This window comes from Saccharothrix luteola (assembly GCF_020859565.1).
In the GTDB taxonomy this organism is placed as follows: Bacteria; Actinomycetota; Actinomycetes; order Mycobacteriales; family Pseudonocardiaceae; genus Actinosynnema; species Actinosynnema luteola.
The window spans coordinates 175,720-200,285 of record NZ_JAJHUO010000004.1 but is presented as its reverse complement, the minus strand read 5'-3'; the positions used below and the strand labels follow the sequence as shown (position 1 = coordinate 200,285).

General features: G+C 72.4%; 22 protein-coding genes. 9 read left to right on the top strand and 13 right to left on the bottom strand.

Translation table 11 applies throughout. The features are described 5' to 3' along the window. Positions 1-12: 12 nt before the first annotated feature. The 3 genes from LNK82_RS06360 to LNK82_RS06350 all read right to left on the bottom strand — a co-directional run bounded on the left by LNK82_RS06360 (position 13) and on the right by LNK82_RS06350 (position 3,720). Entirely contained in the window at positions 13-1,593 is a 1,581-nt protein-coding gene (locus tag LNK82_RS06360; RefSeq protein ID WP_230565994.1) for an AMP-binding protein, read from the bottom strand. After that, positions 1,590-3,449: an SDR family oxidoreductase gene (locus tag LNK82_RS06355; RefSeq protein WP_230565993.1), complete on the bottom strand. Its 1,860-nt coding sequence runs from the start codon at positions 3,447-3,449 to the stop codon at positions 1,590-1,592. Before LNK82_RS06355 ends, LNK82_RS06360 begins: the two co-directional genes overlap by 4 nt. Positions 3,450-3,516: 67 nt before the next feature. Further along, on the bottom strand, positions 3,517-3,720 hold the full coding sequence (locus LNK82_RS06350) for a hypothetical protein (RefSeq protein ID WP_053722955.1): 204 nt from the start codon (positions 3,718-3,720) through the stop codon (positions 3,517-3,519). A gap of 173 nt (positions 3,721-3,893) precedes the next feature. Here LNK82_RS06350 and LNK82_RS06345 point away from each other — a divergent pair, with 173 nt between their 5' ends. Beyond that, entirely contained in the window at positions 3,894-5,090 is a 1,197-nt protein-coding gene (locus LNK82_RS06345; RefSeq protein ID WP_230565992.1) for an NAD(P)/FAD-dependent oxidoreductase, read from the top strand. A gap of 15 nt (positions 5,091-5,105) precedes the next feature. Here LNK82_RS06345 and LNK82_RS06340 read toward each other — a convergent pair whose 3' ends face one another. Beyond that, the gene (locus tag LNK82_RS06340) at positions 5,106-5,576 is read right to left on the bottom strand and encodes a MarR family winged helix-turn-helix transcriptional regulator (protein ID WP_230565991.1); all 471 of its coding nucleotides are present in this window, start codon (positions 5,574-5,576) and stop codon (positions 5,106-5,108) included. A 104-nt stretch (positions 5,577-5,680) separates the two neighbouring features. On the opposite strand from LNK82_RS06340, the gene LNK82_RS06335 reads away from it, so the two are divergent. The 6 genes from LNK82_RS06335 to LNK82_RS06310 all read left to right on the top strand — a co-directional run bounded on the left by LNK82_RS06335 (position 5,681) and on the right by LNK82_RS06310 (position 12,253). After that, positions 5,681-6,292, top strand: a complete 612-nt coding sequence (locus tag LNK82_RS06335) for an FMN-dependent NADH-azoreductase (protein WP_230565990.1) — start codon at positions 5,681-5,683, stop codon at positions 6,290-6,292. Between the two features lie 86 nt (positions 6,293-6,378). Next, positions 6,379-7,371: a tetratricopeptide repeat protein gene (locus LNK82_RS06330; RefSeq protein ID WP_230565989.1), complete on the top strand. Its 993-nt coding sequence runs from the start codon at positions 6,379-6,381 to the stop codon at positions 7,369-7,371. Positions 7,372-7,394: 23 nt separating this feature from the next. Further along, positions 7,395-7,724 carry a hypothetical protein gene (locus LNK82_RS06325; RefSeq protein WP_230565988.1) on the top strand — a complete coding sequence of 110 codons (330 nt, stop codon included), beginning with the start codon at positions 7,395-7,397 and terminating at the stop codon, positions 7,722-7,724. A 36-nt stretch (positions 7,725-7,760) separates the two neighbouring features. Further along, the gene (secD, locus tag LNK82_RS06320; RefSeq protein ID WP_230565987.1) at positions 7,761-9,914 is read left to right on the top strand and encodes a protein translocase subunit SecD; all 2,154 of its coding nucleotides are present in this window, start codon (positions 7,761-7,763) and stop codon (positions 9,912-9,914) included. Beyond that, positions 9,911-11,080 (top strand): cation:proton antiporter, encoded by a 1,170-nt coding sequence (locus tag LNK82_RS06315; RefSeq protein WP_230565986.1) that lies wholly within the window; start codon positions 9,911-9,913, stop codon positions 11,078-11,080. The genes secD and LNK82_RS06315 overlap by 4 nt, the downstream gene beginning before the upstream one ends. Positions 11,081-11,092: 12 nt before the next feature. Next, positions 11,093-12,253 (top strand): lactate 2-monooxygenase, encoded by a 1,161-nt coding sequence (locus tag LNK82_RS06310; protein ID WP_230565985.1) that lies wholly within the window; start codon positions 11,093-11,095, stop codon positions 12,251-12,253. Here the strand turns inward: LNK82_RS06310 and LNK82_RS06305 are convergent. From LNK82_RS06305 to LNK82_RS06290, 4 genes are read right to left on the bottom strand one after another with little or no spacing between them, the layout of a single operon-like run. Beyond that, positions 12,225-13,043, bottom strand: coding sequence for an ESX secretion-associated protein EspG (locus tag LNK82_RS06305; protein WP_230565984.1), 819 nt, complete (start codon positions 13,041-13,043; stop codon positions 12,225-12,227). The two genes, LNK82_RS06310 and LNK82_RS06305, sit on opposite strands and share 29 nt — an antisense overlap. 17 nt (positions 13,044-13,060) lie before the next feature. Further along, complete coding sequence (locus LNK82_RS06300; RefSeq protein WP_230565983.1) at positions 13,061-14,413, bottom strand: PPE domain-containing protein; 1,353 nt, start codon at positions 14,411-14,413, stop codon at positions 13,061-13,063. 3 nt (positions 14,414-14,416) lie between these two features. After that, positions 14,417-15,022, bottom strand: a complete 606-nt coding sequence (locus tag LNK82_RS06295) for a DUF3558 domain-containing protein (RefSeq protein WP_230565982.1) — start codon at positions 15,020-15,022, stop codon at positions 14,417-14,419. Then, positions 15,019-15,441: a hypothetical protein gene (locus LNK82_RS06290; RefSeq protein WP_230565981.1), complete on the bottom strand. Its 423-nt coding sequence runs from the start codon at positions 15,439-15,441 to the stop codon at positions 15,019-15,021. The genes LNK82_RS06295 and LNK82_RS06290 overlap by 4 nt, the downstream gene beginning before the upstream one ends. A 152-nt stretch (positions 15,442-15,593) precedes the next feature. On the opposite strand from LNK82_RS06290, the gene LNK82_RS06285 reads away from it, so the two are divergent. Further along, on the top strand, positions 15,594-16,457 hold the full coding sequence (locus tag LNK82_RS06285; RefSeq protein ID WP_230565980.1) for a prenyltransferase/squalene oxidase repeat-containing protein: 864 nt from the start codon (positions 15,594-15,596) through the stop codon (positions 16,455-16,457). On the opposite strand, the gene LNK82_RS06280 is transcribed toward LNK82_RS06285, so the two are convergent. From LNK82_RS06280 to LNK82_RS06270, 3 genes are all read right to left on the bottom strand, one after another. Next, the gene (locus tag LNK82_RS06280) at positions 16,439-17,107 is read right to left on the bottom strand and encodes a helix-turn-helix transcriptional regulator (protein ID WP_230565979.1); all 669 of its coding nucleotides are present in this window, start codon (positions 17,105-17,107) and stop codon (positions 16,439-16,441) included. The genes LNK82_RS06285 and LNK82_RS06280 overlap by 19 nt on opposite strands. A gap of 60 nt (positions 17,108-17,167) precedes the next feature. Then, positions 17,168-18,556, bottom strand: a complete 1,389-nt coding sequence (locus tag LNK82_RS06275) for a carbohydrate-binding protein (RefSeq protein ID WP_230565978.1) — start codon at positions 18,554-18,556, stop codon at positions 17,168-17,170. Positions 18,557-18,672: 116 nt separating this feature from the next. Then, positions 18,673-20,346, bottom strand: coding sequence for a bifunctional 3'-5' exonuclease/DNA polymerase (locus tag LNK82_RS06270; protein WP_230565977.1), 1,674 nt, complete (start codon positions 20,344-20,346; stop codon positions 18,673-18,675). A gap of 314 nt (positions 20,347-20,660) precedes the next feature. Here LNK82_RS06270 and LNK82_RS06265 point away from each other — a divergent pair, with 314 nt between their 5' ends. Beyond that, entirely contained in the window at positions 20,661-21,965 is a 1,305-nt protein-coding gene (locus LNK82_RS06265) for a tetratricopeptide repeat protein (RefSeq protein WP_230565976.1), read from the top strand. Here LNK82_RS06265 and LNK82_RS06260 read toward each other — a convergent pair. Continuing rightward, positions 21,945-22,868 (bottom strand): proline dehydrogenase family protein, encoded by a 924-nt coding sequence (locus tag LNK82_RS06260; RefSeq protein ID WP_230565975.1) that lies wholly within the window; start codon positions 22,866-22,868, stop codon positions 21,945-21,947. The two genes, LNK82_RS06265 and LNK82_RS06260, sit on opposite strands and share 21 nt — an antisense overlap. A gap of 2 nt (positions 22,869-22,870) precedes the next feature. Continuing rightward, positions 22,871-24,496 (bottom strand): L-glutamate gamma-semialdehyde dehydrogenase, encoded by a 1,626-nt coding sequence (gene pruA / locus LNK82_RS06255; protein ID WP_230565974.1) that lies wholly within the window; start codon positions 24,494-24,496, stop codon positions 22,871-22,873. Between the last annotated feature and the right edge of the window lie 70 nt (positions 24,497-24,566).

The following is a 24,566-nucleotide window of genomic DNA, read 5'->3' as shown; positions in this document are numbered from 1 at the left end:
TGGAGAGGGTACTCACCCCAACTCGCGCTTCAGCACCTTTCCCGTCTCATTGCGCGGCAGGGAGTCGAGGAAGACCACCTCCCTCGGCACCGAGAACCTGGCCAGGTTGCCGCGCACGTGGTCCAGCACCGCGTCCTCGTCCAGCCCACCCGGCTCCTCGGGCACGACGTACGCGGCGAGCCGTTGGCCGAACTGCTCGTCCGGCACGCCGACCACGGCGACCTCGCGCACCCCGGCCAGGCCCGCCAGCAGGTCCTCGACCTCGCGCGGGTACACGTTCTCGCCGCCGGAGATGATCATCTCGTCGTCACGCCCGGCGACGAACAGCAGGCCGTCCCGGTCGCGGTAGCCGACGTCGCCGGTCGACATGAGGCCGTCGCGGACCTCCTTGCCCGCGCCGTTGGTGTAGCCGTCGAACAGCATGTCGTTGGCCACGAAGATGCGGCCGGTCGTGCCGACGGGCACCGGGTCGCCCGCGTCGTCCAGGATCGCCAGCCGGGTGCCGCGCGGCGGCAGGCCCGCCGTGTCCGGGCGCCGGGCCAGCTCGTCGGGCCGGGCGATGGTCACCCACGACACCTCGGTGGAGCCGTAGAGGTTGTAGAGCACCGGGCCGAACTCCTCCAGGCACCGCCGGGCCACCGGTGGCGGCAGCGCCGAGCCGCTGGACGCGATCACCCGCAGCTTCGGCAGGTGCGGGCGCCCGGTCAGCTCCAGGATGCGTTGCAGCATCACGGGAACGGTGAACAGAGCGTCGCTGCCGTGCTTGCGCGCGTCGGCGAGCACGAGCGCCGGGTCGAACCTGCGGCGCAGCACGAACGTCGCGCCGAGCACCAGCCCGATCTGGAACGCGGCCAGGCCCCAGGTGTGGAACAGCGGCGCGGGCACGGAGAACCGGTCGCCCGCCCTGAACGGGATGCGGGACAACAACGCGGCGGCGGGCGCGAGGCTCGCCGGCTCCGGCCGCCTGGCGCCCTTCGGCGCGCCCGTGGTGCCCGAGGTCAGCACGATCATCCGGCCGCGCGGCGGGCGCCTGGGCAGCGGCGTGGCGGGTGAGCCCGCGATCAGCTGCTCCAGCGTCCGGCTCCTGGTGACGCCCTCGACCCACGCCATCACCCGGCGGACCTTGCGCGGCGCGTTGGCCAGCAGGCCGCGGAACTCGGTGTCGGCGACGACCACGGACACGTCCTGCTCGCGCAGCACCACGGCGACCTGGGCCGCGCTCAACCCGGTGTTGATCAGCACGGTGTGCGCGCCGAGCTTCACGCACGCGGCCACGGTCTCCACGAAACCGCGGTGGTTGCGGCACAGCACCGCGACCTTCGAGCCCGACCGCACGCCGAGGTCGTGCAGGCCGTGCGCGAGCCGGGTGGTGCGTTCGTCGACCTGGGCGTAGGTGAGCGTGCCCGCGTCGTCGACGATCGCCGGCCGGTCGGGGTGGCGCGCCGCGCCGGTGGCGAACCCGAACGCCACCGTGATGTCCCACTGGAGGTAGGCGTCGACGACGCCGAGCAGCCTGCCGGGACCCATCGGCCGTACGACGCCGGCGCGCACCAGCGTCGCCACCGCGCGCAGCGCTTCCAGGACCCGGTTCACCGCGTCGCCCGCAGGACGAGGCGGGTGACGCCCGCGGCGACGGCGGCCAGCGGCGGCGTGGGCGGCGTGCCCTTCTCGGGCATCGCCCGGTACCCCAGGTGCAGCAGCGACCGCACCTGCTTCGGCGCGGCCTTGCGGGCGAGTTCGGCCAGCAGCCCGGACGGGAGGTTGACCTCCTCGGGACGGCGCTCCAGCGCGCGGACGACCCACCGCGCCGCGCGTTCGGGCGTCGCCGCCGGGAACGCGTCGTAGACCTTCGTCGGCCCGATCATGGGTGTTCGCACCAACGGCATCCGCACGGACGTGAACGTGACACCGTCGGCGACGGTCTCGCTAGCCGCCACCCGGCTGAACGCGTCCAGCGCGCTCTTCGAGGCCAGGTAGGCGGAGAAGCGCGGGGTGTTGAGCTGCACGCCCATGCTGGAGATGTTCACGATGTGCCCGAACCGCCGTTCCCTCATGTGCGGCAGCAGGCCGAGGACCAGCCGCAGCGGCGCGAAGTAGTTCAACGCCATGGTGCGCTCGAAGTCGTGCAACCGGTCGACGGACAGGTGCGCGCTGCGCCGGATCGACCGGCCCGCGTTGTTGACCAGCGCGTCGACGCCGTCGTGCTCGGCGAGGACCTGCTTGAGCAGCGCGCCGACGGCTTCCCCGTCGGTCAGGTCGCACGGGTAGGTGTGCGCCGCGCCGCCCTCCGCGCGGATCCGCTCGGCGACCTGCTCCAACTCCTCGGCACGGCGCGCGACCAGCAGCGGCACGGCTCCCTCCCGGGCCACGGCGAGCGCGGTGGCCGCGCCGATGCCCGACGACGCGCCGGTGATCAGCACGGTCCGCCCGGCCAGGCCGTGCTTCCGCGCGGCGCGCAGCGGGTCCAGGTGGTCCGACCAGTACTTCCACAACACGGGCGCGTAGGCGGTGAAGTCGGGCGGTTCCAGGCCGGTGACCGTGCGGGTGGCGGTCGAGTCGAACCCGGCGTGCACCGCGAGGTGCGGCACGACCTGCGGCGGGATGCCCAGTTCGGTGAGCACGCCGGTGACGACCGCGCTCGTCGGCGCGACGGGCGGCGGCATCGGCCACGTGAACCGGACCTTCGGGGCGCCGGCGGCGTCGGCCAGCGCGTTGTGGACCTCGTCCAGCGACTGTGAGCGGCGCGCGGTGAGGTGGAACGTGCTGCCGGACGGCACGTCGGCGTGGATCAACCGGTCCAGCGCCGCCACCACGTAGTCGACCGGAACCAGGTTCGTGGCTCCGAAGTGCGGCGCGACCAGCGGCAGCCGGCGCGGCAGGCGGGCGAGCGCGGCCAGCGCCGGGAAGAAGTAGTACGGGCCGTCGACCTTGTCGATCTCGCCCGTGCGCGAGTCCCCGACCACGGCGCCCGGCCGGTACACGCGCCACGGCGTGCCCTGGTCGCGGACGATCCGCTCGGCCGCGTGCTTGGTCTCGTGGTACGGCGAGGGCAGGTGCTGGCCGAGGTCGAAGTCGTCCTCGGTGAACGCGCCCCGGTGGTCGCCCGCGACCGCGATGGACGACACGTGGTGCAGCAGCCCGCAATTGGTGCGCTCGGCGTACTCCACGACCCGCCGGGTGCCCTCGACGTTGACGGCGTGGTGGGCGTCGGCGGACGCGGTGAAGTCGTAGACGGCGGCCAGGTGCACGACGTGGTCGACCCGGTCGGCGTCGATCGGCGAGCCGAGGTCGCCCAGCACCGGCGTCAGCTTGCCGTGCCGGTCCAACTTGTCCGCCGAATGCGGTCTGACCAGCGCGAACACCCGTTCGCAGTCCGGTCGCCGCAGGAGCTCGGCGACCAGGCGCCTGCCGATGAAGCCCGTCGCGCCGGTGACGAAGTAGGTACTCACGACCCCGATACTGACACTACCTACCCGCGAGTAGGAAGAGTGCGGGGTGAAATCGGAACGCCTGTGATCAGTTTTCCGGCGTGCCGGACGCGTTCACCACCGCGTCACGCAAGGCCGCGCGCAGGCGGCCCACCTCCAACGGCGTCAGCACCGCGGCCTCACCCGGCGGCACCGTCACCACGACGTGGCCCTGGCTGACGAAAACGGTCATGTCACGGCGACGTGACGCGATGTCGCGGCAGGAGATCTGCCACTCCTTGCCTGTGCTCACGGCCCCCAACCTCCAGGTGTCTCGACACGGTGTGCTCGGACCAATCCGGGCGCTCGTGGTGATGAGACGCACGCGGGTTGGCGCCATGACGGAACATTCCGCCGGGCAACCGCGCCGAGCTGTCGCTAGCGTCGCATGTGGCTGTCATTGCAGTCACCTGAAGGGGTGAGAAAATGGCTGAACCGCAACGGATCGTGATAATCGGGTCCGGTCTGGCCGGCGCCGCGGCGGCCGGGGCGTTGCGCGAGCGCGATTACACCGGTGACATCGTCGTCTTCGGCCGCGAACGGCACCGGCCCTACGAGCTGCCGGCGTTGTCCAAGCAGGTGCTGCTGGGCGACGCCGACGAGCCGGACTTCGTGCACGAGCCCGATTTCTACGACACCCGCGGGGTCGAGCTGCGGCTCGGCGTCGAGATCGTCCGGGTGGACGTCGGCGGGCGGGTGGTCGAGGACTCCACCGGTGCGTCGCACTCGTACGACCGGCTGATCCTGGCGACCGGCTCGACACCGCGCCGGTTGCCCGTGCCGGGTGGAGAGCTCCCGGGTCTGCGGACGTTGCGCACGGTGGAGGACTCGCTGGCGTTGCGGAGTGAGCTGACCGAGGGCCGCGAGGTGGTCATCGTCGGCGCGGGGTGGATCGGCTGCGAGGTCGCCGCCGCGGCCCGGCGGCACGGCGCCTCCGTGACCGTGGTCGACCCGGTGGACCTGCCGTTGCGGCGCGTGCTCGGGCCGCGGATGGGCGAGGTGTTCCGCGACCTGCACGCCGCGCACGACGTGAGGTGGCGGCTCGGTGTCGGCGTGGACGGCTTCACCGAGCACGGCGTCCGGCTCGCCGACGGCGGTTCGCTGACCGGAGACCTGGTGGTGGTCGCGGTGGGCGCCGCGCCGGACCTGGGGCTCGCGCGGGACGCCGGCCTGGCGTTGGCCGACGGCGGGGTGGCGGTGGACGCCGCGCTGCGCACGTCCGCGCCGGACGTCTTCGCCATCGGTGACATCGCCGCGCACGACCACCCCCGCTACGGGCGGCGCGTCCGGGTCGAGCACTGGGCGAACGCGAAGGGCCAGGGCGAGCACGTGGCCGGCACGGTCCTCGGGAGCGACGAGCCGTACGAAGCGTCGCCGTACTTCTTCACCGACCAGTACGACCTGGGCATGGAGTACCGGGGGCTCGCCGACGCCGAGCACGACGAGCTGGTGGTGCGCGGTGACGTGGACGCGCGCGAGTTCATCGCGTTCTGGCTGCGCGACGGGAGGGTGCAAGCGGCGATGAACGTCAACCAGTGGGACGACGGCGAGGCGTTGCAGCTGCTGGTCGACGCGCGGGCCGAGGTGACGCCGGAGCGGCTGCGCGGAGGCGAGCTGGGCTAGGCGTGGGCTAGGCGGTCACAGGCAGGAGCCGCTGTCGGGCCCGTGGTCCGCCGCGATCAGGCGCTCCAGCAGCTCGTGCAGGGCGCGGGCTTCGTCCGGCGCGAGCTCGGCGGTGAACTCGCGCTCCACCTGGACGTGCAGCTTCTCGACCTCGCGCTGGACGGCCCGGCCCTGCTCGGTGATCACCGGCACGCGCACGCGCCGGTCGTTCGGGTCCGGCTTGCGCATGATCAGGCCCGCGCGTTCCAGCCGGTCCAGCTCCGCGGTCAGCGTGGTCTTGTCGACGCCGAGCGCGTGGCCGAGCGCGAGCTGGGTGCGCTGGAACTCCTCGCTGGCCAACGCGGTCAGGACGATCTGCCCCCGGGTGGTGATGCCGTGCCGCACCGCCGCTTCCTGCGCGACCGTGCCCAGTTTGTGCGCCGCGCGGTGCAGCAGCCAGTTCAGGCCCGCACGGCTGGTGCAGCCGTGGCTGGGGGCGAGGTCCATGCCCGGATCATACGCCGGCTGTGAGATATTCTTGCCTGAGAACATCTTGACTCATAACGCCCCTACCCATATGTTCCGAGTCAAGAACTTCTTGAGAGGGAACTATGGCCCACTTGTTGCACATCGACACCAGCCTGCGGTTCGAGGGTTCGGTGTCGCGCCAGGTCAGCGGCGCTTTCGCGGAGGCGTGGCGCGCCGCGCGCCCGGACGGCGCGTACACCTACCGCGACCTGGCCGCCGACCCGTTGCCGCACGTCGACCCGGCGGCGCTGGCCACCCGGCAGGCCGACGGCGACCGGCCGTTGGAGCAGCGGCTGATCGCGGAGGTGAAGGCGGCGGACACCGTGCTGCTCGGCGTGCCGATGTACAACTTCGGCCTGCCGTCGAGCCTCAAGGCGTGGCTGGACTGGATCATCGTGCCGGAGCTGATGGCCGACCAGCAGACCGGCGAAGGCGTGCTGACCGGCAAGCGGATCGTGGTCGTGACCGCTCGGGGCGGCTCCTACGCGCCCGGCACGCCCCGGCACTCGTTCGACTTCCAGGAGCCGTACCTGCGCGCGGTGTTCGGGATGCTGGGCTTGGACCGGCACCTGGAGTTCGTGCACGCCGAGCTGACGTTGGCCGGCGTCGTGCCGCACATGGCCCAGTTCCGCGAACTCGCGGTCGCCTCGTTGGAGGACGCGCACCGGGTGGTGCGCGAGTTGGCCGTCGCCTGAGGGGGAGATCGGGTGACGGGCCGTGGTCGAGGGGGCGGCCCGTCACCCGATAGTGCAAGCCTCGTCGGCCTGCGACCATGTGGACCATGTCGGAGCCGATCGCCGCGGTCGTGGTGCGTGCCGCCGAGTTGACCGCCCGCGGGTTGCCGCGCCAGGCGATCGACCTGCTCCAGCCGGCCCTCGCGGCCAACCCGCTGCACGGTGAGGCGTGGTGCCGGCTGGCCGCCGCCTACCTCGACGCCGGCGAGCCCGACCCGGCGCTGAGCGCCGCCAAGCGGGCCCTGGTGCTCGACGGCGACCCGGCGTGGGCGCAGCGGCTGACCGCGTTGGCGTTGAGCGAACTCGGCCGGCACACCGAAGCGGTGGTCGCGGCCCGCGAGTGCGTGCGCCGCAAGCCCGGCGACTGGCGGTGCCAGGTGGTGCTGGCCGAAGTGCTGGCCGACAGCCCCGACGGGCAGCGCGAGGCCGTGGAGGTGGCGCGGGAGGCCGCGCACCTCGCGCCGACGGAGGCCCGCGCGTTCCAGGTGCTCGGCGACTCCGCGTTGCGCGTGCGCGACTGGGGCACCGCCGAACGCGCCTACCGCACCGCGTTGCGCCTCGACCCGGGCGACGACGACGTGCGCGCGAACCTCGCCACCGTGCGGCGCAAGCGCGGCGGCGCGCCCGTGCCGCCGCCGTCCGGTGAAGCCCTGCACGCCGCGCACGTCCTGGTCTGGCCCGCGCTGTCCCGGCTCGCCGCGCTGCTCGTCGCCGGCGGCCTCGTGCTGCTGCTGGCCGGCATGCCGAAGCCGACGCCGATGCTGGGCTGGTTCACCGGGCTGCTGGTCGGGGGTTGCCTGATGATCGTGGGACTGGTGCTGCTGAAGGCCCGGGGCGGCGTGCGGCGGGCGTTGCTGCGACTGCCGCTGCACCGGCCCAAGGTGGCCTTCGTCACGACGATGTTCGGCCTGGCCGCGGTGGTCCTCGCCGGCTGGGCGGTGGCACTCCTCCTAGGGGCCACGACGATGCAGCCGCTCGTGATCGCGTGGCTGTGCGCCCTGCTCGGCGGAGCCGTCGTGGTGCTCGCCGGAGGCCGCTAACCTGGACGTCGGGAAGGAGGCCGATGACCCGACGCGCGCTGCTCGCGATCCTGGCGTTGATCGCGGGTTTCGTCGTGTCCGGACCCGGCCCGAGCACGACCGCCGCCGTGGCCGCCGTCTCGTCCACCGTGGACGCCGCCCACCTCCCCGGCACGGCCACCCGCGGCACGAACGCCGCGCACCCCGTGCAGGTGCACGTCGGCCAGCCGCTGGACGGCGTCCAGCCCGCCGTGCACGTCACTCCCGCGCCACAGGTGCGGGTGCGGGTCGTCGACCCGACCCACCGCACCCCCGAGCGCAACGGCCAGACCCCGCTCGGCGAACGCGCACCGCCCCGGTCCCCCGGTAGCTGAACCCACCCGTTCACCTCATCCGGAGGTCTCTTCGCCATGCCGCGCCCCAGTGCGCGGCGAGCTCTTGTCGTCCGTGGGCTGCTGGCCCTCGGCGTGCTCGCCGCGTCCGCGTTCACCCTGCTCACCGTCCAACCGCGCCTCGGCCTCGACCTGCGCGGCGGCACCCAGATCGTGCTCGAAACCCCGTCCGAGGCCACCTCCGACGCCACCGACCGGGCGATGGAGGTGCTGCGCCGCCGGGTCGACGAGCTCGGCGTGGCCGAACCCGTGCTGGCCCGGTCCGGCGACCACCGCATCGTGGTGGAGCTGCCCGGCGTGCAGGACCCGACCGAGGCCATCGAGGTGCTCGGCCGCACGGCCCAGCTGCGCGTGCAGCCGGTGACCGGGCTCGGCGACGTGCCCACGCCCGAGGGCGACGCGGTCGGCCTCGGCGAGGTCGTGATGACCGGCGAGGGCATCGAGGACGCCCGCGCCACCCCCAACCCGCAGGGCGTCGGCTACCTGGTCGGCGTCGACTTCCAGGGCGACGCGCCGCAGGCGTGGCAGCGGGTGACCGCCGAGGCCGCGTGCTCACCGCCGGGCGACCCGAAGCGGCGGGTGGCGTTCGTGCTGGACGGTTCGGTCGTGTCCGCGCCCCAGGTCGACCCGTCGGTGGTGTGCGGCACGGGCATGATCGGCGGCAGCACGTCGATCACCGGGCAGTTCGGCCAGGCCGAGGCGGAGGAGCTGGCGCTGGTGATCCGGTCCGGCGCGCTGCCCGTGCCGGTGGAGGTGGTGGAGCAGCGGACCGTCGGTCCGACGCTCGGCGCGGAGGCGATCGAGGCCAGCGCCCGTGCGGCGATCATCGGCGTGGCGTTGACCGGGCTGTTCCTGGTGTTCGTGTACCGGCTGGCGGGGCTCGTGGCCGTGCTGGCGCTGGGTGGTTACGCGGCCTTGGCGTACGCGGCGATGCTGGCGATCGGCGCGACGTTGACGTTGCCCGGGTTGGCCGGGTTCGTGCTGGCCATCGGCATGGCGGTGGACGCGAACGTGCTGGTGTTCGAGCGGTCGCGGGAGGAGTACGCGCGGCGCAAACGCCTGCCGAGGTCGGTGGACCAGGGCTTCCGCGGCGCGCTGAGCGCGGTGGCGGACTCGAACGTGACCACGTTGCTGGCCGCCGGGCTGCTGTTCTGGCTGGCCACGGGTCCGGTGAAGGGGTTCGGCGTCACGTTGTCGATCGGTGTGCTGGCGTCGTTGTTCAGCGCCCTGGTGCTGAGCCGGGTGCTGTTGCAGCTGGTGATGCCGTTGCTGCAACGGCGGCCTGAGTGGAGCGGGCTGCACACGTTGGGGCGGGTGCGGACGTGGCTGACCTCGCGCGGGATCACGTTGTTCCGGCGGCCCCGGCGGTGGCTGCTCGCGGCCGGGCTCGTGCTGCTGGCGGCCGTCGGCGGGGTGGTCCTGCGCGGGCTGGAGCTGGGCGTGGAGTTCACCGGCGGTCGGATGCTGGAGTTCACGGCGTCCTCGGTGGACACCGGTCGGGTGCGGGCGGAGTTGGCCTCCGCCGGGTTCGGTGACGCGGTCGTGGTGAGCTCGGGCTCGGACGGCGTCTCGGTGCGCACGGGGCCGATCGACTCGGCCGCCGCCGTGCGCGTGGGTGAGGCGGTGGACCGCGCGACCGGTGGTGCGGAGCAGGTCAGCAACGAGCTGATCGGCCCCAGCCTCGGCTCGGAGTTGCGGCGCAACGCGCTGATCGCGCTGGCCATCGCGGTGGCCGCGCAGCTGGTCTACCTGGCCGTGCGGTTCGACTGGCGGCTCGGCGTGGCCACCGTGGTCGCGCTGGTCACGGACGTGGTCGTGCTGGTCGGCGCGTTCGCGTGGCTGGGCAAGACGGCCGACGGCGTGTTCCTGGCCGCGCTGCTCACCGTGATCGGGTACTCGGTGAACGACTCGGTGGTGGTGTTCGACCGGGTGCGCGAGCTGCGGCGGACGCGGGTGCCGTTCCCGGAGGTGATGAGCTCGGCGGTGCTGCAAACCCTGCCGCGGACGGTGAACACGGGTATCGGCGTGCTGTTCGTGCTGGCCGCGCTGCTGGTGCTCGGTGACGGCTCGCTGGCCGACTTCTCCACCGCGCTGCTGATCGGGCTCGTCGCCGGCACGGTCTCGACCGTGTTGACCGCGGCGCCGGTGGCGATCGTGCTGGAGGACCGGTGAGCAGCGGCCACGCGTTGCTGGCGGTCGGTGGGGCGTTCCTCGCCGCGGGCGTCATCGCGCGCGCCGGCGTCCGGATCGGACTGCCGACGATCCCGCTGTTCATGGTGGCGGGCATCCTGTTCGGGCCGCACACGCCCGGTCTGTCCCTTGTGGACGATCCCGGCGAGATGGCCGTCCTGTCCAGCCTCGGCCTGGTGTTCCTGCTGTTCTACCTCGGCCTCGAGTTCTCGGTGGACGACCTGGTGTCGGGCGGTCGACGGCTGGCGCTGGCGGGCGCGGGGTACCTGGTGCTCAACATCGGCGGCGGGCTCGCGTTCGGCTTCGCGCTGGGGTGGGGCACGCGCGAGGCGCTGGTGATCGCCGGCGCGATCGGCATCTCGTCGTCGGCGATCGTGACGAAACTGCTGGTCGAGGCACGGCGGTTGCGCAACCCCGAGTCACGGCTGGTGATGGGCATCATCGTGATCGAGGACGTGTTCCTCGCGCTGTACCTGGCCGTGCTGCAGCCCGTGCTCAGCGGCACGTCCGGGGTGTCCGCGCTGGTGGGCTTCGGCAAGGCGTTCGCGTTCCTGCTGGTGCTGGCGGCGATCGCGCGCTGGGGCGGCCGGGTGGTGACCAGGCTGTTCGGTTCGGCGGACGACGAGCTGCTCGTGGTGTGCTTCGTCGGCGTGGCGGTGACGGGTGCGGCGGTCGCGCACGAGCTCGGGGTGTCCGACGCGATCGGCGCGTTCATGGTCGGCGCGGTGCTCGGCGGTTCCGGCGTCGCGCCCCGCGTGCACAAGCTGGTGCTGCCGCTGCGGGACGCCTTCGGCGCGCTGTTCTTCTTCATCTTCGGTCTGAGCATCGATCCCCGCGCCGTGGGCACCGTGGCGTTGCCGATCCTGGCGGCCGTCGCGGTGACGATCGTGCTGAACCTGGGCGCCGGCCTGTTCGCCGCGAAGCTGCACTCGTTCGACCGGCAGCAGGCGGTGGACATCGGCCTGACCGTGTTGACGCGCGGCGAGTTCTCCCTGGTCCTGGCCGCGATGGCGGTGGCGGCGGGCCTGGACTCGCGCGTCGCGCCCTTCGTCGCGGGCTACGTCCTGCTGCTGGCCGTGGTGGGTCCGCTGGCCGTGCTGCGCTCGGACCGGCTGACCTGGCTGCTGCCGAAACGCCTGTTCGTGTAGCAAGGTGTCCTCATGACCGGATTCGCCGCGTACCAGAACGAGATCTACCTCCAAGGTCTGGCGGGGAACGTGCCGCCGTTCACCACGGATCCCGAAGCGCTGGAGGCGTCCGCCCGGGAACGGCTCGGGCCGGGGCCGTTCTGGTACGTGGCGGGTGCGGCCGGCGGTGGGGCCACGGCCCGGGCGAACCGGGAGGCGTTCGACGACTGGCGGATCGTGCCGCGGATGCTCACCAACGCCACCGAGCGGCACCTCGGGACGTCGTTGCTGGGCACGGACCTGCCCGCGCCGGTGCTGCTGGCGCCGGTCGGCGTGCAGTCGATCCTGCACCCGGACGGCGAACTGGCGACCGCGCGTGCGGCGGCGGAGCTGGGTGTGCCGTTCGTGCTGTCCACCGCGGCCTCGCACACGATCGAGGAGGTCGCCGAGGCCGCCGGTGACGCGGCGCGCTGGTTCCAGCTCTACTGGCCCAACGACCCGGACGTGGCCGCGAGCATCCTGGACCGGGCGCGCAAGGCCGGGTACCGGGTCCTGGTCGTCACGCTCGACACGTGGACGCTCGCGTGGCGACCGCACGACCTCGACCAGTCCTACCTGCCGTTCCTGCGGGGCGTCGGCACGGCGATCCCGTTCTCCGACCCGGCGTTCCGGGCCGGGCTCGCCGCGTCACCCGAAGAGGACCTGCCGATGGCGATCCTGCGGTGGGTGCAGCTGTTCACCGGCACCGACAAGTCGTGGGACCAGCTGTCGTTCCTGCGCGAGCACTGGGACGGGCCGATCGTGCTCAAGGGCATCCAGCACCCCGACGACGCGCGCAAGGCCGTGGACGCGGGTGTGGACGGCATCGTGGTGTCCAACCACGGCGGGCGGCAGGTGGACGGCGCGGTCGGGTCGCTGGAGGTGCTGCCGGAGATCGCGGACGCCGTCGGCGAGCAGGTCGAGGTGCTGTTCGACTCCGGCATCCGCAGCGGTTCGGACATCGTGAAGGCGCTGGCGCTCGGCGCGAAGGCGGTGCTCGTCGGCCGTCCGTTCGCCTACGGCCTGGCGCACGGCGGTCAGGTCGGCGTGCGGCACGTGCTGCGCAGCCTGCTCGCCGACTTCGACCTGACCCTCGGCCTGTCCGGGCACCGCAGCCCGGCCGAGCTCAACCGCGAGGCGCTGCGTCGGCGCTGAGCTGCCGCAACCGGTTCTGCAAGGTGGTGAAGTCGGCCGGCTGCACGGTGATCCACGGCGTGCCGTCGCCGCCGGTCGTCTTCGCCGACAGGTAGCGGCCGGTGATCGTGTCGAAGTACGTCAACGGCGCCGCGCACCGCTGCTTGCGCCCGAAGCGGTCACGTCGTGCGGCGTACAGCTGGCCGCCGCCGGTGCGTTGCTCGGCGAGCAGCTTGCGCACCTGCTGCACCTCGGTCACGTGCGCGCCGGTCGGCCGGCTGGCCTGCAGGAACGACCCGCCGTCCTCGTCCGGCCGCGGTTGGCGCGGCTTGTCGTTCAGCGCGTCGGCGGGCAGCGAGAGCACGCCGCCGCGTCCCGGCTTCGCCTCCGGCAGCGCGGACACCAGGGACTGCACCACGTCCTCGGCCCGGACGGGCTCCAGCACGAAGTGCTTGTCCGCCCGCAGCACCACGCGCAGCGCCTCGTCACCCGACTGCGCCACCAGCGCGGTGCGGGTATCGTCGTCGCCCTGGTTGAAGAACGCGTAGTACTCGACGCTCGCGTCCGCGATCAGGCGCAGCGACCGGCCGAGGTCGGCGTGCACCTGCCGACCGCGGGCCAGGCCGAGCCGTTCCAGCTCGGCCCAACCGCGACGGGCGAGGTCGGCCAGCACCGTGACGTCACCCTCGGCGAGCTGGTCCTCGTCGAAGTCGACCTGGGTCAGCAGCGCGTTGTGCAGCGTCGGCAGACCTTCGGCCTGCCAGGCGTTGTAGAGCGCGACGACCGGGATGGCCACCCTGGTGCGCAGCACGTTCCCCCCTGTTCCAGCTATTCACCGATGACCGGTGGGGCCACCATCGTGCCGTCACCGAAGATGTCCTCGGTCTCCTGGAGGTACGAGGCGGCCTTGTGCTCCTTGTCCTCTTCACCCTGACCACCGGCCGCACCGGCGCCCATGCCGCCCATGGCGCCGGCACCGGGGCCACCGCGACCACCAGCCGCGCCACCACTGGGCCCGAACCCGCCCGCGCCACCGGGCCCGAAGCCACCGCGGCCCTCACCGTGCCCCATGACGCCGGCCGCGCCGCCGGGCCCGAACCCGCCGCCCATGCCGCCGGGTCCGCCCATGCCGGGGATCCGGCCGGCACCCATGCCGCCGCCTCCACCGCCTCCACCGCCACCGCCACCGCCGCCTCCACCGCCCCCGCGGCCACCACCGGGCAGGCCGGGGTTGCCCGGCGGCGTACCCGGCACGCGGTTGCGCGGGTTGTTGGGGTTGTTCGGGTGGTTGGGGTTGCGGGGGTCGTTCGGGTTGCGCGGGTCGTACGGCAACCGGGGGTCATAGGGCAACCGCGGGTCGGACGGGAACCGCGAGTCGGGCGGCAGCGGCGGCGGCCGGTACCCGATGTCGGGCTTGGGCCCGTTGGGGTCGGGCTGCACCCACGACGGCTTGGTCGTGTTGTCGTTCGTACCGGGCGGCGTGATGTACGGCGGTTCGCTCCACGACGGCTTCGTCGTGCCCGTGTTGGTGGTGCTGCTGCTGGTGCTCGTGTTCGTGTTCGTGTTGTTGTTGGTGTTGTTCGTGTTGTTGTTGAACTCTTCCTTGACCGGCGGGGTGCGCTTTTCCTCTTTCTCGACGCTCCCGTTCATCTCGCCGGGTTCGGGGAAGTACGGCATCGAGGCGCTGGCCGAGGTCGTGGAGCTGCCGTAGCGCTCCAGTACCTGGACGTTGTGCGTGTTGACCTGCTGGCTCTGCTCGACCGCGTTGTCGTAGTCGGTGTCCCAGGGGATCACGCTGTTGTACCAGGGCTTGTCCGGCACCGGGACGGGCTCTTGCACGTTGTCCTTGGCCTCGCGGAACGCACGGCTGATCTCGCCCGTGTTGTCGCCCGCGGTCGTGGCGAGCTCGCTGGTCAAGTCCGACCAACTGGCCAACGGCGTGGTGTTTGCGCGGGCCGCGTCGCCCGCGGCTCCTTCCCACACCGCGCCGGACGCCTTGACCGCCGCGTTGATCAACTCGCTGATCTGGGAGTGGCCGGTGGAGATCCCCGTCCACGCGTCGCGGCTGGCGTCCGTGGTCTGGTCGGGACCTTTGCCCTCCTGGAACCAGCGGTAGATCTGCTCCGGGGCGACGCACATGTTGAGCAGACCCATGCCGTCGCTGTCGACATCACCGGCCATGTCCTACCCCTTCAGGTTCCCGACCACGGTTTCCGCGATCTCGCTGGACACGGAGCACGGGTCGGTGTACCCGGGCAGCTTCTTGTCGTTCACCCGGACCTGCACCGCGAAGCCGTCGCCCTCGGCCACACCGACAGCGGTCGTGCACGAGCCGTGGGCGGCATCGGTCAAGTCGGTGTTGACCGCCGGGTAGCCGGCGATCTCGGTCGGCCTGAACACCGTGAGTTCTTCCCGGTTGGCGTAGACGCCGTCGAGGCCCTTGGCCTTGTCCAGCAGCGCGACGACGAAACTCGTGCCGAGCGCGCGGTCGTCCGGGTACCACTGGCAGTTCGTGCCGGTGTGGTCCGTGCTTTCGATGCCGGCCTTGGTCACGCCGCGGGCGGAGAGTTGATCGTCCTTCAACAACGCGCAAGGGCCGTCGAACTTGGTGAGGTCCAACTCCGGGCCGCTGATGGCCGGGACCTCGCCCGCTGCCGCCGACGTCGTGGTCCCTGCCGCGGTGGTGCCAGTGGTCCCTTGCGGCGACGGGGTGCCGCCGTTCTCGGTCGTACAACCCGACGCGACCATGAGGATCGTCGCGGACAGGATTAGCAGCGTTGCTCGCCTCACGACTGAGTCCCTCCGCCGGTGAAGGCGTCGGCGGTGGCCTGATCCTGGTTCTTGTAGGTGTCCAGGGAGGCTTGGATGCTCTGGATCGTACTGTTGAGGGCGTCGATCGCCTTCGAGCTGGCCCAGCTGTAGCCGCCGGGGTCGGGTCCGGCGGTCTGTTTGATCGTCGTTGCCGCCGACTCGCTGTACGGGTCCTTGCCGGGCGGCCCGGTGAACACGGACCTCGCAGTGGTGTCGAACAGCACTTGTAGCTGGTCGCGCGCATCCGCCAAGCCGTTGATCAGCTTCTGCGCCTGCTCCGGATCGACGCTGAAGCGCGTCTGGCTCGCCACCAGCCCCGCACCCGCTGGTCCGGCGGACACAGTGTCCGCCAAGAACCCGATCTGCTTGGCACCCCCGCCGCCACCGGCGTCCAACATCGTTCGTGCTCCCCTCACGCTGAACTGCCCCGAGGTGATGATGGCACAGGGCCTCGGCCACGATGGAGCTATCGGAACGGTTACTCCTGCCGGGGGATGGACGTCCGATCCGTTCAAGACCGCGGGACCTCGGCGGGCATACCGTCGGTGGCATGATCGAAGCAGCACGTTCCTTCATCTGGCTCAACGCACGCGTCCTCGAGCAACGGCGGTTCGCGCACCTCTTCGACGACGGGCCCGGGGAGGCCGTCGCGACCGCCGTGCTGGCCTACCGCAACGACGACGGCGGCTTCGGGCACGCCCTGGAGCCCGACGGACGCGGCCCGGAGAGCCAGCCGTTGCACACCTACACCGCGTTGTCGCTGCTCGACGAGGTCGGCGTGACCGAGCACGCCGAGCGCGCGTGCGACTTCCTGACCACGATCACCCACGCGGACGGCGGCGTGCCCAACTGCCTGGACACCGGGCACGACGACCTGCGGGCGCCGTGGTGGCAGCCCTCCGGTGACAGCGACCTCCTGGTCACGGCCCTGCTGGCGGGTGTCCTGCACAAGATGGGCGTCGAGCACGCCTGGCTGGACGGCGCCACGCAGTTCTGCCGGCGGCACCTCGAAGCACTCACCAAGACCCACCCGTACGAGGCCGCCGCCTGCGTCCGCTTCCTCGACCACGTGCCCGACCGGCCGAGGGCCGAACGGGAGGCCGAGCGGCTCGGGAAGCTCGTGCGCGAGCAAGGACTGGTGGACGTCGGCGGAGGCAAGGCGCACGAGGGGTACGCGGAAGGGGAGACCCACAAGCCGCACGACTACGCGCCCACACCGGACAGCCTGGCCCGGAGGTGGTTCAGCGACGACGAGGTGAACGCCGACCTCGACGCCCTGGCGGCACAGCAGCAGGACGACGGCGGCTGGACGTTCCCCTGGGCCGCGTGGACGCCCGTGACCACCTACGAGTGGCGACCGATCGTGACCATCAAGGCGTTGCAGGCGTTGCGCGCCTACGACCGGATCAGCTGACCCAGCGGCACGCCCGCCAACTCCCGCACCTCGCGCGACAGGTGCGCCTGGTCGGCGTACCCGGTGCGGTGGGCGATGTCGGCGAACGGCACGCCCCGCCACGCCAGCTTCACCGCGCGGTCGAACCGCAGCACGCGGTGCAGCACCTTGGGCCCGTAGCCGAACGCGGCCAGGCTGCGCCGGTGCAGCTGCCGGGTGCTGAGCCCCAGCGACCAGGCCAGGTCGCCGACGCTCCCCGAGGACGACGCGATGACGCCCACCACGGGATCCGGCGGCGTCTCCCGCAACCGGGCCAGGGCGGCCGACGCCAGCACCTGGCACGGGTCCTCGGCCGCGCCGAGGGCGTCCTCCAGTCGAGCCGACGCACCCCACAGCTCCGACAGCGCAACGCGCTGGTCGCGGAGCTCCACCGCGGGCACGCCGAACGCCGAGGGCCCCACGCCGGGACCGAACCGGACGCCGAACAACGTGCCCGGCCTCGACCGCGTCACGTGCCCGACCGTGTCCGGCCCGGCCACGAACACCTCGCCCGTCCCCGACGAGTACATCAGGTCGGTGCACCCGTCCGGCACGACCAGGCCGGGCGCGGCCGACGTCGTGGTCCGGCGCCACGCGCAGACCAGACCGGGGAACGGGCGTTCCGCGTACACGTGCACAGATGGTAGTGGCGGGCCGCGCAGGAGGAGGCATGCGCGACCCGCCACGAGCCCTCACGTGCCGAAGCGGATCCAGTTCACGCTCACGTACGGCGCGGGCTGGCCGCTGGTGAACGTGATGTAGACGTCGTGCGTGCCGGTGACGCCCGAGATGTTCGCGGGCACCGTCCGCCAGCTCTGCCAGCCGCCGGTGTCGGCGATGGCGAAACTGCCGATCGGCGCCGCGGTCGGGCTGTCCAGCCGCACTTCGACCAGCCCGCTCACCCCGCCGGACGCGCCGGACGCGACCCGTGCGACGAACTGCGTCGCGGTGCGCGAGCCGAACCGGACGCCGGAGAACCGCAGCGAGTTGCCGTTGCCCAGCTGCGCCACCGCCTGCCCGCCGTCACCCGACACGATCGAACCGCCGGACCGCGACGTGGCCTGCTCGGCCTGGATGTCGCTGAACGCGTCCCACCCGCTGCCGCCGGGCTGGGTGGTGGTCGTGGTCGTGGGTTGCGTGCCGCCGCCCGCCGACCACACCGCGACGTAGTCGACGACCAACGAGTGCCCGGACTGGGTGGCCGAGGTCGGCGTGCCGAAGCCCGCCACGCCGTTGGGGAACGCGCCGCCCATGGCCAGGTTCAGCAGCAGGAAGTAGCCCGCGTGGCTGGTCATGTTGTTCCACGTGGTCGCGTCCAGCTGGGCCTGCGTGACGGTGTGGAACTGCTGCCCGTCCACGTACCAGCGCAGCGCCTTGGCGCCGTCGTCCCACTCGAACCGGTAGGTGTGGAACGCCGACTGGCACGTCGAGCCGGGGCACGCGCGGCTCGCGCCGAGGCCGTTGGTCTCGTTGCACGGCCCGCCCGGGTTCACGCCGCAGTGCAGCACGCCCCACACGGAGTTGATGCCGTTGACGTTCTCCATGATGTCGAACTCGCCGATGGCGGGCCAGTTCCAGTAGTTGCCCCGGTACGGCGAGCCGAGCGCCCAGAACGCGGGCCAGTAGCCGAGTGCGGCCTGGCCGGTGACGTTGGGCATCTGGATGCGGCCCTCGATGGCGAGCTTGCCGCCCGCGGGCGGCTTGAAGTTGGACCGCTGGGTCTCGATGCGGGCGGACGTCCAGTTGCCCGAGCCGTCGCGCAGGGCGGTGATGCGCAGGTTGCCCGAGCCGTCGAGCTTGATGTTGTTCGTGCTGTTGGTGTAGTTCTGGATCTCGCCGGTGCCCCAGTTGCCCGGACCGCCGGGGTAGCCGTGGCCGAGGTCGAAGATCCAGTTCGAGGACGACGGCAGGGTGTTCGCGGCGCCGTTGAAGTCGTCGCTCCACTGCAAGGTCCAACCCGGCGGGGTGGACGGCACCGAGGCGTTGGCCGACATCGTGGCGACGACCGCCAGCGGCACGGCGGTGATCAGGGCGGCAGCGGTCGCGAGGACGCGTCGTCGTCTGCTCGGGCTGAACTCCATGAGCGGTGACCTCCTTGTCACTGTCCTCTAGCGTTCGGCACGACAACAAATTGCCTTCCGACTCATGAGAGCGCTCTCATGAAGATCGATCAAGGGGCCGAACGGCGCAATAGCCGCTACTTCGCGTCGGCGTAGGAGTCGACCGGCACGGCTTTGAGCGGGAAGCGGACCGGTGTCGCGCCGAACACCAGCCGTGACGCCTCCTCGCCCGCCGCCGTCACCTCCGCGCACACCACCTCGGCCTGCTCCTGCGTGCAGTGCACCAGCACCTCGTCGTGCTGGAAGAACACCAGGTGCGCGCCCGGCGCCGACTGGTGCAGCCGCCGCCGCAGCACACCGAGCAACGCCGCCGTCCAGTCCGCCGCGCTGGCCTGCACCACGAAGTTGCGGGTGAACCGGCCCCAGTCCCGCGCCGCCCGCCGCGACTGCCGCACCGCGTCCTCACCGTCGTCGGCGTTGCCGGTCGTCTCGTGCCACGCGGCCGACGGCGGCGGGCTCGTGCGGCCCAGCCGGGAGCGGACCATCCGGCCCTGCTCGCCCGCCAGCGCGGCGGCCTCCACGTACCCGACGGCTTCGGGGAAACGGCGGCGCAGCACCGCCATCGCCGGACCGGCGCCACCGCCCGTGCCGCCGTACATCGCGGACAGCATGGCGAGCTTCGCCTTGCCCCGGTCGCCGTCGAACGCCTCCGCGGCCAACGTCGTGTAGAGGTCGTCGTCCGAGGAGACCTCGGTGAACTTGTGGTCGTTCGACAACGCCGCCAGCACGCGCGGCTCCAGCTGCGCCGCGTCGGCCGCGACCAGCTTCCACCCCGGATCCGCCCGCACCGCCGTGCGCAGCGTGCGCGGGATCTGCAACGCCGCGCCACCCCGCGTCGCCCACCGCCCGGACACCACGCCGCCGACCACGTAGTCCGGCCGGAACCGCCCGTCCGCCACCCAGGCGTCCAGCCACGTCCAGCCGTGCGCCACCCACAGCCGGGCAAGTTCCTTGTACTCCAGCAGCGGCTCGACGGCCGGGTGGTCGACGTCCTTGAGCACCCACGCGCGGGCCGACGGCACGTCGATGCCCTCCCGGGCGAACGCGCGCACGATGCCCGGCGGGTGGTCGGGGTTGACCTGCTTGCCGCCGAACGCCGCCGTGATCCGGTCGGCCAGCTCGGCGAGCCGGGCCGGGCGCACGCCGTTGGCCGGACGCGGTCCCAGCGTGTCCACCAGCAACTCCTCGTGCACGTCCACCCGCCACGGGAGGCCGAAGTGCGTCATCTCGGCGGCGGCCAACGCGCTGGCCGACTCGGCCGCGAACAGCAGCCGCAAGCGGTCGGCGTGCGCGAGCGTGGCGACCAGCCGCTGCTGCTCGACGTGCACCGCGATCACCGCGTCGAGCGGGTCGGCGTCGCCGGGCAGCCGCTGCTGCTCGGGTTCGAACAGGGTCGGCTGGGCGTCGCGCTTGCGCGGCCCGTGGTCCTGCGGCACCGGCAGCCCGCGCAGCCGGGCGATGGCCGCGCCGAGGCCACGCGGCTCGCCGTGCCGCCCCTGGTAGGCCAGCAGCAGGTACTCGACGTGCGCCAGGTCCTGGCACCGCTCGACGCGCACCCCGCGTGCCAGCAGGTCGGGGTAGACCTCCGCCGTCTCCGCCCACAGCCACCGGGGTCTGTGCCGGTCCTCCAGATCCGACACCGCCGCCGCCAGGTCCGCCGTCGCCACCGCGGGTCCTTCGGGCACCCCGGCATCGGAGAGCACGCGGAACCGCCCCGCGTTCCCGCCGTCCGACACCAGAGCGATGAGCATGGCTCTGATTGTGTAGGACAGCACCGACAGTGTTGGATTGCGCCGCCTCCGGCGTCGCGGGCGAGGTCGCCTGGAAGTCGGTCGTTCGCGTCCTGATTCCCGACGATCGAAGAGCGTGATCGCCGGGAATGAGGACGCGAACGACCGACGCGACCTCGCGGGGGAGGTGGTGAGTGGTCGACGCGACCTCGCGGGAGGTGGTGAGCGACCGACGCGACCTCGCGGGGGAGGTGGTGAGCGGTCGACGCGACCTCGCGGGGAGAGGAGTGGCCGGTCACCTGATCGTGGCGCGAGGCGGGGAGCAGGATGGGCCGGTGGACCGCACCCTGTCGCCCGGTGAGCTGCTGGATCCGCGGCACGAGGTGGTGCCGTTCCACGGGCGCGTGGACGAGTTGGCCGAACTGGCGCGGTGGCGGGATGGCGACGACGCGTGCTCCGTCCTCCTCCTGCACGGTCCGGCGGGCGTCGGCAAGACCCGGTTGGCGAGGCACTTCGCGGCGGGCTCGGACGTCCTGGTCGTGGACGACGCCGACCTCGTGGACCACCTCGACCCCCGACACCCCCGCGTGCTGCTGGTCGCCCGGACCACGGGCTGGTGGTGGTCCGCCCACCGGCAACGCGCCGCCGACCGCGGCTGCCACACGGCGGACCTCGCCGTCACCGCCCACCCGGACGAGCACGAGACGTCCTTCGCCACCGCCTGCGCCCACTTCGCCTACGCCCTGGGCCTCCCGATCCCGACCACGCCACCGCCGGACGTGCCGACGCTGCACGACCTGCACCTGGCCGCCCTCACCGCCGTGCACGGCTCACCCGTCGAGCCGCCACCGACCCGCGGCCGGCTCGCGGAGGACGCGCTGGCCGTCACGCTGCTGGACGACCGGATCAGCCCCCACCGCACGCCGGAAGCCCTGGAGCTCCTGCTCCGCGCCGCCGGACGCCTGCCGCACGCGCGCCGCCGCGCCGAGGAGCTGTTCACCACGCACCCGGACCTCGCGGACACCGCCACCGGCGCGACCCTGAGGATCCTCGCCGAGTGGCCCGCACCGGCCAGGGCGATCGCCCGCCGCGTCTTCGACGACCCCCGCTTCCACGGCGACCCGCTGCCCGCCATCCTCACCCGGACCCTCGCGCGGGACGCCGAGGACCGGCTCGAACGCGCCGAGCTGCACGGCCTGCTGGCCGCCCGCGCGGCCCTGGCGTCGCTGCACGAGGAAGCCCTGGCGGCGGCACGCGAGGAGGTCGCCCTCTACCGCGAACTGGCCGAAGAGGACCCGACCGAACACCGCCCCGCGCTCGCGGACGCGTTGGGGGACTTGAGCTTGCGCTGCATGGCGGTGGGTCGGCCCGAGGACGCCCTGACCGCGTCCCGGGAAGCCGTCGAGCTGTGCCGGGTCGTCGCCGCCGAGGACCACGACTGCACGCCGCAGCTCGCCGGCGCGCTCGACCGGCTGAGCAGGCGCTACGCCGCGCTCGGCCGCCGTGACGAGGCGTTGACCGCGATCGACGAGGCCGCCGACCTCTACCACGACCTCGCGCAGGCCCACCCGAAGTTGTTCCGGGTGGACCTGGCGAAGGTCACCGACCAGCGGCTCGGGCTAGCCCGTGGTGACCAGTGAGCGCAGGAAGAACGCCACGTTGGCCGGGCGCTCCGCCAGCCGCCGCATGAAGTAGCCGTACCACTGGTCGCCGTACGGCACGTAGACCCGCATGCGGTTGCCCGCGCCGGCGATGCGGCGCTGCTCGTCCGGCCGGATGCCGTAGAGCATCTGGTACTCGTAGGTGTCCGGCGACCGGTCCCCGGCCAGCTCGCCCGCGATCGCGATCAGCCGCGGGTCGTGCGAGGCGACCATCGGGTAGCCCTCGCCCGCCATCAGCACCTTCAGGCACCGCACGTACGACCGGTCGACGTCCGCCTTGTCCTGGAACGCCACCGAAGCGGGCTCCCGGTACGCGCCCTTGCACAACCGCACGCGCGACCCGGCGTGCGCCAGGTCCCGGCAGTCCTGCTCGGTCCGCTTCAGGTACGCCTGGAGCACCGCGCCGACCCACGGGAAGTCCACGCGCAGCTCGCGCAGGATGCCCAGGGTCGAGTCGGTGGTGGTGTGGTCCTCCATGTCGAGGGTGACCGTGGTGCCGACCGCGCCCGCCGCCGCGCAGATGCGGCGGGCGTTCTCCAACGCGATCTTCTCGCCGTCCACGGGCAGGAACTGGCCCACCGCGGACAGCTTCACCGACACCTCGGCCCGCTCGGTGTGCCCGGCGAGCTCCAGCTTGCGCAGCAGGTCGAGGTACGCCTCGACGGTGGCCGCGGCCTGCGCCGCGTCTCGGGTGTCCTCGCCGAGGTGGTCCAGCGTCACGTACCGGCCGTCGGCCAGCACCTCGCCGGTGGTGGCGACGGCCGCGGCCACGTCGTCGCCGGAGATGAAGCGCTGGACGACCGGCCGGGTCAGCGGCGTGCGTTCGACGAGCTCGCGGACGGCCCCGGAGCGCGAGGCGGCGAGCAGCGCGGTGCGGAGCATGATCACCCCTGGTGCGGGTAGCGGTAGGAAGTCGGAGCCGCGAACGTCTCCTTGATCGAGCGCGGGCTCACCCAGCGCAGCAGGTTGTGCACCGAGCCCGCCTTGTCGTTCGTGCCCGACGCCCGACCGCCGCCGAACGGCTGCTGGCCGACGACCGCGCCGGTCGGCTTGTCGTTGACGTAGAAGTTGCCCGCGGCGAACCGCAGCTCGTGCTGCGCGTGCACGATCGCGGCGCGGTCCTGGGCGATGATCGCGCCGGTCAGCGCGTACGGCGCGGCGCTCTCCATCTGCTTGAGCACGGTGTCGTAGTCGGAGTCCTCGAACACGTGCACCGCCAGCACCGGCCCGAAGTACTCGGTGGTGAACACCTCGTGCTCCGGGTCGGTGCCCAGCAGCACGGTCGGCCGCACGAAGAAGCCCTCGGAGTCGTCCGCCGTGCCGCCCGCCACGACCTCCAGCCGGTCGTCCGCGTGCGCGGCCTTCAGCACGCCCGACAGCTTGTCGAACGAACGCCGGTCGATCACCGCGCCCATGAAGTTCGACAGGTCCGTGACGTCGCCCATGGTCAACGACTCGACGTCGGCCAGGAAGTCGTCCTTCACCCGGTTCCACACCGAGCGCGGGACGTACGCGCGGGACGCGGCCGAGCACTTCTGGCCCTGGTACTCGAACGCGCCGCGGACCAGCGCGGTGCGCAGCACGTCCACGTCGGCCGACGGGTGCGCCAGCACGAAGTCCTTGCCGCCGGTCTCGCCCACGATCCGCGGGTACGAGCGGTAGTTCGCGATGTTCGCGCCCACCTGGCCCCACAGGTGCTGGAACGTGCGGGTGGAGCCGGTGAAGTGGATGCCCGCGAGGTCCGGGTCGGCCAACGCCACCTCGGACACGGCCAGGCCGTCACCGGGCAGCAGGTTGATCACGCCGGGCGGCATGCCGGCCTCTTCGAGCAGCCGCATGGTCAGGTGCGCGGCGAAGCTCTGCGTCGGCGACGGCTTCCACAGCACCACGTTGCCCATCAGGGCGGGCGCGGTGGGCAGGTTGCCCGCGATGGCGGTGAAGTTGAACGGCGTGATCGCGTAGACGAAGCCCTCCAGCGGGCGGTGGTCCGTGCGGTTCCACACGCCGGTGGACGACCGCGGCTGCTCGGCGAGCAGCTGTCGGCCGAAGGAGACGTTGAAGCGCCAGAAGTCGATCAGCTCGCAGGCGGCGTCGATCTCGGCCTGGATCGCGGTCTTCGACTGGCCGAGCATGGTGGCCGCGTTGAGCGTGGCCCGCCACTTGGTCGCGAGCAGGTCGGCGGCGCGCAGCAGGATCGCGGCGCGGTCGTCGTAGGACATCGCGCGCCACGCGGGCGCGGCCTGCTTCGCGGCGGCGATGGCGTCCCGGGTGTCCTGCCGGGTGGCGCCGTGCAGCGTGCCGAGGACGGCGCGGTGGTTGTGCGGCTGCACGACGTCGAAGCGCTCGCCGCCGCCGACCCGCTGCTCACCGCCGATGGTGAGGGTCAGCTCGGTGGGCTCCTTGGCCAGCTCGGCCAACTTCGCCTGCAGCTGCGCGCGCTCCGGGGTGCCGGGGGCGTAGCCGAGGACGGGCTCGTTCACCGGTGCGGGGACCGTGGTCACGGCATCCACAAGCAGCTCCTTCACCACAGGGTTGGGGTTGACCCAACGGTAGGACTTCCAACCATGCGTCCCGTTGTCC